Raw genomic sequence first — 13437 nt, forward strand, 5'->3', positions numbered from 1 at the left:
AAGCGACCCGCGCGGGTCTGTTCTCCCTCTAGGGGGAGTGAGGCATGACGCCGGACTCGACGACGCAGATCAGATGGGGACTGGGGGCCGCGCTGCTCGCCTTGGGCGTGGTCGCGATCCTGGCGCTTGTGCCCGATCCCTTCTTCCGCCAGCGGGTGATCGCCACGACCCTGGACGATGTCGAGGGCGTGTCGCCGGGCGTCCAGGTCTATTTCCGCGGCGCGCCGATCGGTGCCGTGCGGTCTATCGACCTCAACCGCCAAAGCCGCACCTTCGCCGTCGCCATGGGCATCGACCGTAAATGGCAGCCTTCCGCCTGCGCCTTCGCCACCGTCGCCTCGGCCAATCCGCTTACCGCGCCGCGCATCGAACTGGTGGCGCTGGAAACCGGCAGCGCCCAATGCCCCGCCGCGCGCCGCGCCTATGGCTGCGATCCGGTGCCGGGTCGGGACGCCGCCGGTGCGCTGCCCGGCTGCCGTCGCCCCGCCGACCTGTTCGAAACCGCCGCGCTCGCGATTGGGGAGGCGGCCAATGTCGCCCGCACCGCCAACGCCATGGCGCAGAAATTGTCGGGCATGTTGCAGGGTGACGGATCGGCGGTCGACATGGCGCAGGTCGCCCGCAACGCCACGCAAACGCTCGCCGCGCTCAATAGCCTGAGCACCCAGCTCGACCGCAGCTTCACGCCCGGCCGCGGCGACATCGCGCTGACCCTGTCGCATGTGCGCCAGGCGACCGGCCGCGCATCCGAAATCGACGTCGCGGCGCTGAACGGCATCCTGCGCGAAACCCGCTCGCTGGTGGCGCAGAATCAGGCCAGCATCGCCGGGCTGTTGGCGGAGGGCAAAAGCAGTGCTGGGGAAGTGCGCGGGATATTGGAGGGCGCGTCGGCCTCCCTAGTGGCGACCAGCGCCAATCTGGAACGCACCAGCAGCAGCCTGGGGGCGCTGAGCGAACGACTGGCGGGCGATCCCACCTATGCGATCCGCGGCCAGCGCTACGCCGATCCGCCGCCGCCGGGAGGACAGAAATGAAGCCTATCATCCTGCTCTTGCTCTGCGCGCTGCCCGCCTGCGCCGCGCTCAAGCCGGGCGATGCGCCCGTCACGATGCGCCTGTCGCCCAGCTTCACCGCCGGTCAGCCCATTGCCGCTCCCAGCTTCACGGTCGCGGCGGTGCAGGCGCGCGGCCTGTCGGGGGGCATGCGCTACGCCTATGTCGATGCCACAGCGCCCGGCGAAATCCATCAGGCCGCCACCTATTTCTGGGAAGAGCCGCCGACCGACAGCCTGGCCCGTGCGCTGGTCGCCGGGCTGCGCACCCGTTTTGCGACCGTCACCGGCCCGTCGCTGGCGCTCGCCGCCGACCGGCGCGTGGTGGCGACGCTCGACCGGTTCGAGGAATTGAGCGTAGCAAGTGGCGCGCAGGCGGTCGTCGCCTTCGACGTGACGCAGGTCGGTCAAAATCAGACGGGAGGGGGCAAGGCGATCTGGGCTGGCCGTTATTGCGCCACCCGACCGATCGGGTCGGCCGCCGGTACCGTCCGCGCCGCCGCCTTCCAGGGCGCGATCGAGCAGGCGGTCGCCGCTTTCGTTCAGGATGTGGCGTCGGGGACCGTGACCGCCGCATCCTGCTGAATCAGGCGACCACGATCCAGCCGGTAAACCCGCTCGCACAGCCGCCCGACGAGCGCGCGATCCTGCGTCAGCAGCAGCAGCGCCCGGCCCTGCGGCACGATCCGCCGCCGCACCTGCGCCTCCAGCATGTCGCTGCGGGCGAAGGCACCCTCGAACGGCTCGTCCAGGACCAGCAACTCAGGATCGCGGACGAAGGCGCGGGCCAGTTCCGCGCGCCGCCGTTCGCCGATCGACAGCGCATCGCCGCGGGTCGCTGCCGCCTGCTCCAGCCCATATTCCAGCAGCAACCGGTCAATCCGACGCCCCGCGCGTCGGTCGCTGGTGCCGATCGCGAGGCGCATATTCTCCTCGACGCTGAGGTCGCCCAGCAGCGAACCGCCCTGCATCGCCACGCCGCAGCGGGCGCGTAGCAGGCGACGCGTGTCCGGCGCGGCGTCCTCCATCGCCGTTCCCATCAAGCGTACCGTACCGCTGCCGGGTTTGACCAGCCCGATCGCCAGCCGCAGCAGCCAGCTCTTGCCTGCGCCGCTGTCCGCCAGGATCGCGACCCGCTCACCGGCTTCGATGGCAATGTCCACTCTGTCGAGCAGCCGCGTGCCGCCCAGCACCAGGCTCACCCCCTCGAACGCCAGCAGCGCGCTCATAGCAGCGCCGTCCACAACGCCGCTGCGCTGAAGATGCCGAGCAATCCGGCGGTGAAGGCGGTGGTGGCGCGGCGGCCGATATCGGCGGGGGATCGCACCGGCTTTGCCCCCACCGCGCTGCCCACGCCAAAGGCGATCAGGGCGTAGAGCAGCAGCTTGGCCATGCCGGTCAGCATCGCGCCCGCCGCATCATGGGAGAAGGCGAAGCCGGACCAAAGCGGCCAGCCGACATTGGCGATCAGCGCCAGCGGCACGCCGCAGCCGATCACCGCGGCGATGCCGCCGAGCAGCATATGGATCGGCGCGGACAGCAGCACCGCGGCCAGCGCCGGCCCAAGCGCATGGGCGACCGGATCGCGTCCCAGCGCCTCCAGCGCGTCGATCTCCCGGTTTAGCGCCATGGCGCCGAGCCGCGACGACAGCGCCACCGACACGCTGCCGCAGGCGAACAGGCCGACCAGCAGCGGCACGATGTCGCGCAGCACTATCTCCGCCAGCGCGCCCAGTACCGGGATTTGCGCATTATAAAGCGCCAGCAACCGCGCCGCGCCGATGCCCGCGATGATCCCGGCCAGCGCGGTGAGCGGCAACAGCGTGCGCAATGGCCGCCAGACATGGAGCGGCAGGCCGTCCGCCAGTTGCCGCTGCGCCAGAGCGTCGCCCGCGATGAGGCGGCGGCCCATGCCCACGGCGGCGCGCACGGTCAGCCACGCCCCCGCGCCGATCGCGGCCAACAGCTTGGGTCCGCCCTTCAGCGCGTCCATGGCGCGCGCCCGATCGCGCCGTCCGGGTCGATGACGATGGCGCGCGGATCATCGACCGGCAACGCCGCCAGCAGCAGGTCGGCGCGCACGGCCAGCGCCGCCATGTCGCCCGCATGGATTGCGTCCGCGCCTTGCACCAGCACAGCCGCTGCGGTCGCTTCACCAGTCGACAGCGGGTCAAGGATCGCCTGCACATGGGTCCTCAGCGCCAGTTGCACCAACTGTCCCTCCGCCTGCAAAGCGCCCAGCATATGGCGCGACCAGCGATCGGCCAGTTCGCCAACAAAGACCAATGCCCGATCGGGATAATGGTCCGCCAACGCCGCCACCAAGGCAGCCGGATCGAGCGCCGCACTCTCGCCGCCCGGCAGCAGGACCACCGTCAGCGTCCGCAGCGCCCGCCGTCCCGATGCGGCCAGCAGCCGCGCCATGATCCGCACCTGCTCCCGGTCCAGATCCTTGATCGCCTCGCTCAGCGCATCATAGGGCACGATGTCGGGATGCAGCCGCCGCGCGTCGTCGCGCGCCGGCCCATGGGTCCAGCCCTGCACCAGCTTGGCCGCCATCCAGCGATCATGTTCGGCGCGCGACAATTCCTCCAGCTCGTCCGGCGTCAGGCTCAGCGAAGGCCCGTTCCCCTCCACCAGCCGCGCGCCGATGTCGCGCAGTTTAAGGCTGTAGCAATCGGCGACCAGCCGGTTATCGTCGCGGAAGCTTTCGGGCAGGTCTTCCCATTCCTGCATTGATGCGCGCGCGCCGATCCGCTCGCCATCGGCAAAACGGCCCTCCAGGTAGAAATCATGGATCGACCGGGCGAGCGCGTCATGCCGGTCCTGCAGCAGCATGTCGGGATCGGCGAGGTCCGACAGGCTGCCGAAGGGGAATATCCCCGCGCCGATGCGATGGTCATGTGCGCCCGCCATGCGAACATGGATCGGCGGGGCGGGCAGGGCGGCGGCGCGATAACGGGCATCGACCGCCAGCGCGACGGCCAGCGCGCGGTCGTCATCATCCAGGTCGATCAGGATCGCCGCCGGCTCGCCCGACGCCGCGACATGGGCGTCGATCAGCGCGCCGATCCGCGCCGGGTCCGGCCGCGCCTCTACGAAACGCAGCGGCGACAGCGCGTCCGCGCCCGGATTGCGCGCCCGAAACGCCGCGTCGCCCTGCGCCGCGTCGGCCATGTGGAGGGCGAAGGCGGGCTTGCCGCCATCGCGATAATGGCCGCCCGCCAGTATGCGCAGCACATAGCGTTCGACCAGGGGGGTGAAGCCGATGACGAGCACGCCGCGCCCTGCCTGCCCCGCGCGGCAGAACCCGTCGATTGGCCGGGCCAGCGCCAGCTGCCGCGCGGCGATGTCGGGCAACGCCGCCAGCCGCACCCGCGCCGTCCGCCGATCGCCATGTTCGAAACGCTGTTCGACGCTGCGCCGTAGGTCCAGGTCGTCGACACGCAGGATGATGTCGACCGGGTCGCCCGCCGGCCGCACGCTGCTGACCTGCGCCAGCACGGCGGAAGCCAGCGCGATATTGCCGCGCGCCTCGCGCGACAGCAGCAGCACGGCACGCGCCTTGTCCAGCGCCAGGTCGGCGGCGCTCTCTTGCGCCACGCCCTGCTCCACCTCCGCCGCGCCCGCCTCCAGCGCGTCGGCGATCCAGGTCATGCGCCGGTCTTGCGGCCACAGCAGCACGCGCCGCCCGTCGGCCAGCGCGCCGCGCGCCGCCTGCGCGGCCAGCCCGCCGCTCTCGTCGCCCGCAATCACCAGATGTTCACCGCGTGCCCGGATCAGCGCCAAGCGCAGCGGGTTGCGCAATTGCTCCCAGGCCAGCGCCGCCGTCGACCAGAAGGTGAGCAGCGGCAACGCCCACCGCGCGATGTTAAGCGCCAGTGGCAGGTCGCGCCCCTCCAGCACCTGGGGAAAGCTGCCGACGATCAGCCGAAGCGCGCGCATAGCGTCCTGGATGACGGTCGAGGCGATCCCGGCCTGCGCGTAGGCTTGCGCGAAACCCCATGTGCCCAGCAGGAAGGCAAGGGCCATCGCGCCGAACCGCACGACCGGCGCCACCGGCGGCAGGCGGAGGCTCCCGCGGGATTTGGGCTTCTCCTGTGTCGGCTGGCCCCCCATGGCCGGGCTCAGTTGCTGGTCTGGAGCCGGACGAAAGCGGCGGAGACCCCCTGGCCGTCGCCCTGGGGCGCCGCCAGCTTGGCGCGCAGCTTGGTCAAGAACTGCCGCTCGGTGCCGTTCACCACTTCGTCATCGCCGAACAACGGCTTGGCCGAGGCGAGCGCGATGATCAGTTCCGGGCCGAAGGGCGGCGCGACCTGATAGCGTTGCGCCGCCTGGGACAGGCCGATGGTCACGCGGCGCACGCCCTTGCGATCGGGTTCGGGATGGCCGCGATGCAGCTCGACTGCGCTGCCGTCAGCCTGGAGGTAGATGATGCTGAGGTAGGGCCGCGCCGCGCTCGTCGTCGCGCTGACGCCGAAAATCTCATTCTCCTGCATGACCACCGGATCGCCATCCCGATTCTTGCCGTCTGCGGTCAGGACGATGATGGCGGTGCCTTCGCGCGCCAGCGGCGCGGCCAGCGTCAACGCCGCCTCGCACTGCGGCCAGGGCATATGGCGCACGGCAAAGCTGCGGCCTGGATCGGCCTTCATCGCCGCCTCGCGCAGCGCAGCGATCGCGTTCAGGTCGCCGGAAAAGCCGGTGATGCTCTTCCCCTGCACCGACACCGCGCCGCACGGCATGGCCGCCACCTGATCGGCGAAGACTTGCGCGTCGTTGCGTGGCGGCGGGGGCGGCGCGCCGGGCGCGGCCGGGGCGATCGGCGCTTCGAGCGAATAGGCTTCCCCGGTCAGCAGCTTGAAGGTCGCATAATCGACCCAGGCATAGCCCTTGTCGCCCCAGATCGGGCCCCAACTGTTCATGATGCGCAGCGCCTGGCGATCCTCGTCATAGCCCACGATTGCCATCGCGTGGTAATTGGCCTTGTCCGGCTTTTCGGTGCGGCGATATACGCCGTCGCCGCGGAATGCCTTGAAATCGGCGGGCGCAGGCATGGCGAATATCACCGGCGCGCCGCGGGCGAGCGCGCCCTTGACGTCGTCCAATATGATCGGCGTGCGCCAATCGTCCTTGACCTCCCGGTCCACCGCGCGCCAGTCGAGCAGGCGGAAATTGCCCGCTTTCTCTTTCAGCCCCTCGGCCGCCGGGATCGCGCATTTGGTCATATCGTCGGGAAATTCGGCCAGGCTGACCGTGCCTTCATTCTTCAGCAAAGTGAGCGCCTGGACGATGCTGATCGTGCCGGTGCAGGGCGACCCAGCCGGGCGCAGCCGGTTATAGACATAGGCCGGGCTCATCTGGTCGGCTGGATCGTCCGGCTGCACAGTCTTGTCGCGAAAATTGAGGAAGGTGCGCGCGGCATAGGTCGTCGCCCAGGCGACGCAGTTGGGCTGCGGCCCCTGCGATCCGGGCGGCGGATAGGCGTTGGACAGGTCCACCTGCTTGGGCAGATAGGCGCGGAACCGCCCCTGTTTGGGCAGCTTGGCATAATCTTCGGGAGAAACGGGCTCCGCCCCGGTCATGAACTGGCTGTCGTCCGCCTGCTGGGCGACGAGCGCCCCGCCGGACAGCGCCAGCAACGCGGCGCTTCCCCATGTGACGAGACGCCATGTCATCACCCGTTCCTCCCGAATATCTGCTTTAGAAACGATAGCCGATGGTCAGCGTCACCGCGTCGAAATCGAAATCATGCGAAAAGCTGCTGGTGCCATGGGTGTAGATCAGGCCGATGCGCAGCTGCTCGGCGCGGCTCTTCTGCTCCGCCTCGCGGGTGCGGATGCCCACGCTCAGAGCGGCTTCATGCACATCTTCATAGGATTGCGGATCGCCAGTCAGCTTGGTCCAGGTGTAGCTGGCCCGCATCGAGCCCTGCCGCCCGCCGAACATCCGGCCCTTGAGCGGCAATTGATAGGCGATGCCGTTGCGGAAGGACCAGACATCTTCCTTGAAATAGAAGGGCACCTTCTTGCCGATGCCGACATCGGTCGTCGTGGTCCATCCGACCATATTGCCGATGGTCAGGTCACCGCGGCCGACATGCGCGATCTTGTAGCGGCTTGTGGCCGACAGGGTCAGCACTTCGCTGCTGGCGCCGAAATAGCCGTCATTGTCGGTCGCGCCGAACGCGACGCGCGGGGTAACGAGCCAGTTGGGCTGGACCGGGATTTCGACGCCGGTCGATAACGTGCCCAGGATCGCGGTCTGGCCGTCATTGACGTGCAGCACATTGAGGATCGGGTCGATCAGCACGCGGGCGCGGCTGCCTTCGGACGGACGGAACGCCTTCTGGTAGCGCAGTTCGTAGCGCTGGCCCTCGACCCCGTCCGATCCCCAATAGCTGAACGCGCCGCCGATCGTATCCGCGTCCCCCTCCATGTCGAAACCCGGCGTGTCGGGATCATCGTCATAGTCGAGATCGTTGAGATTGAGCGCGGTCGTGACCGCTGTGTGCTGTAGGCTGTTCGGACTGCCGATGGTCGAATAATAAGGCGACGCGAAAGCCGCGCCCGGCACGAGCGCCGCCACCGTGGCCGCGATCAGAAACTTCTTCATGAATATTACCCCTCTTTACACGCCGAAGTCCCACCCCCGGCGTAATCCCTCATAATATCAACGTCAGGACGATCCCCCGATCTCGTCCGGTTCCAGGTCGCGCACGACGCGCAGGCCCGCATCCTGCCGGCGCTTGCCGGGCGGGACGGTGAAACGATTGGCCGATCGCAGCGCATCGGGTGCGCTTTCGAACGATCCGCCGCGGATGATCCGCGCGCGGCAGGACGTGTCAGTGCAACCCGACGTCCATTCCCACACATTGCCCTGCATCTGATTGAGGCCGAAGCTGTTGGCGGGATAGCTGTTCACCGCTTCGGGATAGCCGCGATAGGGCGCGGTATCCGATCCGTGATAGCGGGCGGTATGATCGTAATTGGCCATCGATGGCCCGATGTCGTCGCCCCAGGGAAAGGCCGACGGCGCGCCGCCGCGGCTGGCATATTCCCATTCCTGTTCGGTCGGCAGGCGATAGGGGCGGCCCGACTGGACCGTCAGCCAGGCGACGAAGGCCTGGGCGTCCTCATAACTGATGTCCGTCGCCGGGATCAGCGGGTTGGGATTATCCTTCGACCAATTGCCCAGCTTCGTGCAGGCATTGTCGCGCACGCAGGCATTCCATTCGGCGATCGTCACTTCATAGACGCCGATCGCGAAAGGACGGTCGATTTTCATGTCGGCCTGCACCGCTTCATCGCCGCCACGCCCCGGTTCCGACAGGGGCGATCCGAACGGCGTCAGCCCGGCCGGGATCGCCCGCATCCAGGGGCAGTTTGCGCAATCGTAGAAACGGTCGCTCGCCGCCCGGTCGCAGGAAATGAAGCAGGGCGGCGCGCCTTGCAGCCCATAGTCGAAGGTCGGCTTCTGGAAATTCTTGCCCGACGACAGCGCAACCCGGTCGGACACGCGCTTCAGGGCATCGGCGATATTCTGCTGCGGGCGACGGATTTCCTCGGCCAGCACCTTGGAAAAAATGCCGTCGTCGAACGCGACCTGGTCGGCGCTGGTGGAGAAGGCGACGAGATAGCCCTGATCCGGCCGGATCGCGGCGGTGGGCGCGCGGACCATGCGGCGCAGCCCCTTGCTGCCCGCCAGTTCACCCACCGCGCTCGCCTCGGTCCCGGTTTCCGCGGCGATCATCTGCGTCAGCGAGGGCGGCGGCGCAGGCAGGACGTTGCGACACATGTCGAGCACGATCAGCACCGTCTTCGCGCCCGATCCCAGCAGGTTATGGGTCAGCGCCGCGCGGGTCAGCGTCGCGCTTTCAGGCGTCAGATCGCGACCGGCATCGACCGGCAGCAGCATGACGTCGCCATAGCTGCCCAACGCCGCGCCATGGCCGGAAAAATAGAGCGTGCCGAACGCCTTGGGACCGGCCGCGGCCAGCTTCGCGCGGAAATCGGCGATCGCCTGGCCCATCGCCTCGCGCGACAGGTCGCGGCGCACCTGCACCGGGCCTGCGCCGCTGGCGTCGACAAAGCCGGTGGCGTTGAGCGCGGTCGCGACCTTGTCGCCATCGGCATAGGTGGAGCCGAGTTTGTCGAAGGATTGATAGGCGCCGTTGACGATCACCAGCGCTAGCCGCGGTTCTTCCGCCGCGCGTGCGGGACCGGCCAGCGCAAGCAGGACCAGCGCCCAGGCGGCGACCAGCGCGCGGATCAGGCCGCGCCCGCCCTCAGGCAGGCTGTAGATCATTGCCCCGCCTTGCGCGGCGCAAAGCTGACCTGGGTCACGACCTGGTCGACCGCATCGACATGCAGCACCGCGTCGTAGCGACGCGCGGCTTTATAGGGTTCGGCGGGGCCGCCGCCGAACAGTTTAGCGAAGAAGCCACCAAAGCCGCGCCCCTTCTGGCAATAGGGCGCGACGCTGACGGTGCCGCCGCTCTGCTTGACCTCGTTCAGCCAGGCACCCAACGGAAGTGGGGCTTCATTATCGGCTGGATAGGGGGTGTCGAGATCGACCACCACCGGGCGGCCGCGGCGCAGCTTGCCCTTTAGCGCGCGATCGAAGCGGGCGGGATCGGTAAATCGTAGCGTCGGTTTGGCTACCGGACGGTCGCAAGCCTTGAGCACGGGCGCGACTGGCGCGGCGGCAACTGGCGCGAGGGCGGCGGGTGTCGATCGACTGGGATCGGCCACAGGACCAGCGATGGGCGTAACGGCATGAGCCGGCGTGCCCGGCATTTGTGGCTGTGGCGCAACAGGCTTGGGCGCAATAGGCTCCGGCGGCAAAATGCGCACGCCGCGACCCGCTGCTCCATCGGCCGGGGGGTGTTCTGACGGCGGGACGTTATCGGCCTGCGCCAAAGCGTTAGGCGCGCCTCCCGCTGACAGCAGGAAAAACGCAACAACTATAGTGCAACGCAACACGGCCATTTGTCCGCTCCGAGTCTAGATATAGTTATTGCCCCGATTACCTTTATCCGATTATGGATATATAGCTATTGAGGCAACAAAAAAGCGCGGGGGATTCCTAATGTCCAAGGGGCGGCGTGGACTCTGGGCAACAATATTAACCAGCATTGTCACAATAATGTTGGGACATATTCATGCCCATGCCGAAACGCGCGCGCTTTTGGTGGGGGCGTGGCAGTTCAAATCCAATCTAATCATGGACTTGGCAGGGCCGGAAAATGATCTGGCGGCGATGGAGGCGGTGATCCGCGGCCAGGGCGCGAGCGACGTCACCGTCCTGCGCAACGACGGCGTCAGCCGCACCACGGTCGAAACCGCGCTCCACGCGCTGGGGTTGCGCTCCAAGCCGGGCGACTGGATCTTCCTCTATTATACCGGCCATGGCGCACTGGCCCAGGCGGCCGTCAAGGGCACGCGCGACGGCGATACCGACCAGTTCCTGCCGCTGCCCGGCTTCGATCCCGACACGAAGGATGCCGAACGCTTCATCGTCGACAAGGATTTCTACACCTGGATTTCCCTTTATGTGCCGAAGGGCGTGCAGGTGCTGATGATGGCCGACACCTGCCATTCCGGGACGCTGCACCGCTCCGTCGATCCCCGCGTGCCAGGCATGACCCCGCGGCTGACGCTGGGCGCACGCAATGTCGAACTTGGGTCGCGTCCGGCCCCGCGCTTCGCCAGCGTGCTTGCCGCGGGCGATGACGCCCCGGTCAGCGCCACCCGCGACGACCTGCCCAACCTCTTCTACATCAGTGCGGCGCGCGACGATCAGATCGCCTGGGAAAACGCGCTGCCGGTGGAGGGCGCGCCCACGCGCGGCTTCCTGACATGGTCGTTCGAACAGGGCGTCACCACGCCGCGCGCCGATAGCAAGGGCATGGCCGCCGACCAGGATGGCGACGGCACCTTGTCGATCGGCGAACTGGGCGCTTATCTCAACGTCCAGGTGCGCATGCTGAGCGGCCAGCGACAGGAAAGCAGCACAATCATTCCGCCGGGGCGGGAAGGGCAGGGTCTGTTCGCCACCGCGCCGCCGCCGCCCGCGCCGCCGGCCCCGCCGCCGCTGCCCGGCCTCTACGTCGCGGATATGAAAGCGCGCGCCAGCGTCAGCGGCGACCATCCCTGGCGCATTCTGACCGACGGGCAGGGCGCCGACTTCGTGTGGGACGCGCGGGCGCAGGCGATGTTGCGCCGGACCGGCGATATCGTCGCCCAGAATGTGAAAAGCCCGGCGCAGGTGCGCGGCGTCATCGACAAATGGGCGGCGTTGGAGGCGTTGCGTCCGCTTCTGTCGGAACGCGACGCGCGGTTGATGGTCGGTCCGCTGGAGAATGGTGCGCGCTATCCGTCCGGCGCGCCGGTGACGCTGGCGCTCGCGCAAACTGGAGACGGCGCGGTCGTGACCGGCCCCCGCTATGCGACCGTCTTCAACATCGCGTCGGACGGCACGGTGCAGCGATTGTTCCCGGTCGCGGCGTCGGACGGTAAGGGCGAACTGGCCCCCGGCCAATCGTTGCCCGTTTTGGAAAGCCAGGTCATCCCGCCCTTCGGCGCGGACCATGTCGTCGCGCTGGTGACGCCGCAGCCGCCGGACGATTTCCGCCTGCTCCTACGCACGGTCGAAAATCAGCGCGCCGCCGCCCGGCTGGTCGCCCCGATCCGTGACCTGATGGTCAAGACCGGGGGGCAGGCCAGCCTGTCGATCGGCGAACTTTATACCGGCAACTGATATGCGGCCGCGCGCCTTAGTTGCTCAGGATCACGGTCCGGCTTTTGGCGGCGCTCTTGTTGCCGATATCGACGCGATATTGGCCCGATGCACGCGGCGTGACGGCGCAGACCGGGGCATAATCGGCATTGTCGTCCAGGCAGAGCTGCCGCCCCGACGCATCGAGCAGGCGGATATACATATTGGTGCCGATGTCGCCGATCGCGCCGATGCGCAGCGGCTCCCCACCCTTGGCGGTGACGGTGAAGCGATAGGCGTTGCGCGGATTGACGTCCTGCACGCGCCGCACCAGCCCCTTGCCGAAGGCGGAGGCGACCACGCCGCGCCCCGCCGCCGACTGCGCCAGCCGGATTTGCAAGAGCAACGCCTGGTCGTCGCGCGCCAGCGCCTTGGCCTCGGCGAACAGCGCGTCGGGGGAAAAGGCAGCGTCGCCCTGCGCCGGAGTCGCGCCATCGGTCATTGGCACCTGCTGCAGCATCCGCGCCGCGGTCAGCATTGCATGGGGATCGCGCTCGCGTCGGGCGAAGTCGGCCACCTGCCGCGCGGCGATCGCCTGGGCGAAGGGATCGGCGGGGGTGACAGACGGGGCGGGTGGCGTAGTCGTCTCCTGCGCTGCCACGGGACTGCCAAGCGCCATCATCGCCACACCCGCGATCAGGAATGTCCGCATCATGTCCAACCCCCTCGGTAAGATTTTCTCGTCCCCTGTGGATACTGCCGCTGCGGTGGGAAAGCCAGTGCTGGCTGGCGGCGCGGAACTGGCGGGATATGCGCACAAGCAATTGTCGGCGCTCGTCGGCGGGGCGGGCGGCGAGGGGCGCTATGCCGCCTTCATCAGCTACAGCCATGCTGACATGAAGGTCGCGCGCTGGCTGCACCGCGCCATCGAAAATTATCGCGTGCCCCACGGGCTGGTGGGGACGGCGGGCGATCGCGGCCCGATCCCTGCCAGGCTCCGTCCGATCTTCCGCGATGAAGACGAACTGGCGGGGGCCGCCGAACTCGGCCCCAAATTACAGGGCGCGCTGGCCCGGTCCGACGCGCTGGTCGTCATCTGCTCGCCCAGCGCGGCGCGCTCGGTCTGGGTCGACAAGGAAATCCGATCCTTCAAGCGGTTCAACCCGGAGGCGCCGGTCTTCGCCCTGATTGCCGCTGGCGTGCCCGGCGATCCCGACACCGATTGTTTTCCCGCGCCCCTGCTGTTCGCGCTGGACGCGGCGGGCGAACTGGATCGCAGCCAGCCGCTCGAACCGCTGGCGCCCGACCTGCAAAAGAATGAGCGCCATATCGTCAAGCTCAAGCTGATCGCGGGCCTGCTCGGCGCCCCCTATGCCGCGCTCTACCGACGCGACCAGCGCCGCAGCCGGCGAATCGCGGCTGCGTTATCGGCCGCCGCCCTGCTTTTGATTATCGTGCTGAGCGGCCTGTCGATCGCTGCCTTCACCTATGCCCGCATGGCGGTGCAGCAGCGCAATGCAGCGCAGGCCGCGCGCGCCCTCGCGGAGCAGAACGCCGACAAGGCGGAGCGCCGCGCCTGGCTGGCGCAGGTCGCTGCGCAGGAGGTGCGGCGCATGGTCGCGGAGGGCGAAAGCTGCCCGCGTCCGTGAAAATCGACATCAACCTTT

12 protein-coding genes are annotated in these 13437 nt (G+C 68.2%); 4 read left to right on the forward strand and 8 right to left on the reverse strand.

Features of this window, described 5'->3' with window-relative positions; all coding sequences use genetic code 11:
- The first annotated feature begins 44 nt into the window (after positions 1-44).
- Together CEQ44_RS23220 and CEQ44_RS23225 are read left to right on the forward strand one after the other, a co-directional pair.
- Positions 45-1034 (forward strand): MlaD family protein, encoded by a 990-nt coding sequence (locus tag CEQ44_RS23220; RefSeq protein WP_088183044.1) that lies wholly within the window; start codon positions 45-47, stop codon positions 1032-1034.
- Complete coding sequence (locus CEQ44_RS23225; protein WP_088183045.1) at positions 1031-1636, forward strand: ABC-type transport auxiliary lipoprotein family protein; 606 nt, start codon at positions 1031-1033, stop codon at positions 1634-1636. The genes CEQ44_RS23220 and CEQ44_RS23225 overlap by 4 nt, the downstream gene beginning before the upstream one ends.
- Here the strand turns inward: CEQ44_RS23225 and CEQ44_RS23230 are convergent.
- The 7 genes from CEQ44_RS23230 to CEQ44_RS23260 all read right to left on the reverse strand — a co-directional run bounded on the left by CEQ44_RS23230 (position 1594) and on the right by CEQ44_RS23260 (position 9804).
- Entirely contained in the window at positions 1594-2280 is a 687-nt protein-coding gene (locus tag CEQ44_RS23230) for an ATP-binding cassette domain-containing protein (RefSeq protein ID WP_088183046.1), read from the reverse strand. The genes CEQ44_RS23225 and CEQ44_RS23230 overlap by 43 nt on opposite strands.
- The gene (locus CEQ44_RS23235; RefSeq protein ID WP_088183047.1) at positions 2277-3044 is read right to left on the reverse strand and encodes an ABC transporter permease; all 768 of its coding nucleotides are present in this window, start codon (positions 3042-3044) and stop codon (positions 2277-2279) included. The genes CEQ44_RS23230 and CEQ44_RS23235 overlap by 4 nt, the downstream gene beginning before the upstream one ends.
- Positions 3032-5170 carry a RyR domain-containing protein gene (locus CEQ44_RS23240; RefSeq protein ID WP_088183048.1) on the reverse strand — a complete coding sequence of 713 codons (2139 nt, stop codon included), beginning with the start codon at positions 5168-5170 and terminating at the stop codon, positions 3032-3034. Before CEQ44_RS23240 ends, CEQ44_RS23235 begins: the two co-directional genes overlap by 13 nt.
- A gap of 8 nt (positions 5171-5178) precedes the next feature.
- A complete protein-coding gene (locus tag CEQ44_RS23245) occupies positions 5179-6729 on the reverse strand; it encodes a C1 family peptidase (protein WP_088183049.1) in 1551 nt (516 codons plus the stop codon).
- Between the two features lie 25 nt (positions 6730-6754).
- Positions 6755-7666 carry a hypothetical protein gene (locus tag CEQ44_RS23250; protein WP_088183050.1) on the reverse strand — a complete coding sequence of 304 codons (912 nt, stop codon included), beginning with the start codon at positions 7664-7666 and terminating at the stop codon, positions 6755-6757.
- Positions 7667-7729: 63 nt separating this feature from the next.
- Positions 7730-9358, reverse strand: a complete 1629-nt coding sequence (locus CEQ44_RS23255; protein ID WP_088183051.1) for an SUMF1/EgtB/PvdO family nonheme iron enzyme — start codon at positions 9356-9358, stop codon at positions 7730-7732.
- A complete protein-coding gene (locus tag CEQ44_RS23260) occupies positions 9355-9804 on the reverse strand; it encodes a hypothetical protein (RefSeq protein WP_088190808.1) in 450 nt (149 codons plus the stop codon). The genes CEQ44_RS23255 and CEQ44_RS23260 overlap by 4 nt, the downstream gene beginning before the upstream one ends.
- Positions 9805-10198: 394 nt before the next feature.
- Between CEQ44_RS23260 and CEQ44_RS23265 the strand changes: the two genes are divergently transcribed.
- Positions 10199-11812 carry a caspase family protein gene (locus tag CEQ44_RS23265; RefSeq protein ID WP_088183053.1) on the forward strand — a complete coding sequence of 538 codons (1614 nt, stop codon included), beginning with the start codon at positions 10199-10201 and terminating at the stop codon, positions 11810-11812.
- A 16-nt stretch (positions 11813-11828) separates the two neighbouring features.
- Here the strand turns inward: CEQ44_RS23265 and CEQ44_RS23270 are convergent, their stop codons facing one another.
- The gene (locus CEQ44_RS23270) at positions 11829-12485 is read right to left on the reverse strand and encodes a hypothetical protein (protein ID WP_254913672.1); all 657 of its coding nucleotides are present in this window, start codon (positions 12483-12485) and stop codon (positions 11829-11831) included.
- Between CEQ44_RS23270 and CEQ44_RS23275 the strand changes: the two genes are divergently transcribed.
- Positions 12484-13419, forward strand: coding sequence for a toll/interleukin-1 receptor domain-containing protein (locus CEQ44_RS23275; RefSeq protein ID WP_088183054.1), 936 nt, complete (start codon positions 12484-12486; stop codon positions 13417-13419). The genes CEQ44_RS23270 and CEQ44_RS23275 overlap by 2 nt on opposite strands.
- The last annotated feature ends 18 nt before the right edge of the window (positions 13420-13437 follow it).

This window comes from Sphingobium sp. Z007, from assembly GCF_900013425.1.
Taxonomy (GTDB): Bacteria; Pseudomonadota; Alphaproteobacteria; order Sphingomonadales; family Sphingomonadaceae; genus Sphingobium.

What these genes read in the sequence shown, in the direction of transcription:
- CEQ44_RS23220 (WP_088183044.1), top strand. Translation starts at nt 45, where the DNA reads ATGACGCCGGACTCGACGACGCAGATCAGATGGGGACTGGGGGCCGCG.
- CEQ44_RS23225 (WP_088183045.1), top strand. Translation starts at nt 1,031, where the DNA reads ATGAAGCCTATCATCCTGCTCTTGCTCTGCGCGCTGCCCGCCTGCGCC.
- CEQ44_RS23230 (WP_088183046.1), bottom strand. Translation starts at nt 2,280, where the DNA reads ATGAGCGCGCTGCTGGCGTTCGAGGGGGTGAGCCTGGTGCTGGGCGGC.
- CEQ44_RS23235 (WP_088183047.1), bottom strand. Translation starts at nt 3,044, where the DNA reads ATGGACGCGCTGAAGGGCGGACCCAAGCTGTTGGCCGCGATCGGCGCG.
- CEQ44_RS23240 (WP_088183048.1), bottom strand. Translation starts at nt 5,170, where the DNA reads ATGGGGGGCCAGCCGACACAGGAGAAGCCCAAATCCCGCGGGAGCCTC.
- CEQ44_RS23245 (WP_088183049.1), bottom strand. Translation starts at nt 6,729, where the DNA reads ATGACATGGCGTCTCGTCACATGGGGAAGCGCCGCGTTGCTGGCGCTG.
- CEQ44_RS23250 (WP_088183050.1), bottom strand. Translation starts at nt 7,666, where the DNA reads ATGAAGAAGTTTCTGATCGCGGCCACGGTGGCGGCGCTCGTGCCGGGC.
- CEQ44_RS23255 (WP_088183051.1), bottom strand. Translation starts at nt 9,358, where the DNA reads ATGATCTACAGCCTGCCTGAGGGCGGGCGCGGCCTGATCCGCGCGCTG.
- CEQ44_RS23265 (WP_088183053.1), top strand. Translation starts at nt 10,199, where the DNA reads ATGTTGGGACATATTCATGCCCATGCCGAAACGCGCGCGCTTTTGGTG.
- CEQ44_RS23275 (WP_088183054.1), top strand. Translation starts at nt 12,484, where the DNA reads ATGTCCAACCCCCTCGGTAAGATTTTCTCGTCCCCTGTGGATACTGCC.
- CEQ44_RS23270 (WP_254913672.1), bottom strand. Translation starts at nt 12,485, where the DNA reads ATGATGCGGACATTCCTGATCGCGGGTGTGGCGATGATGGCGCTTGGC.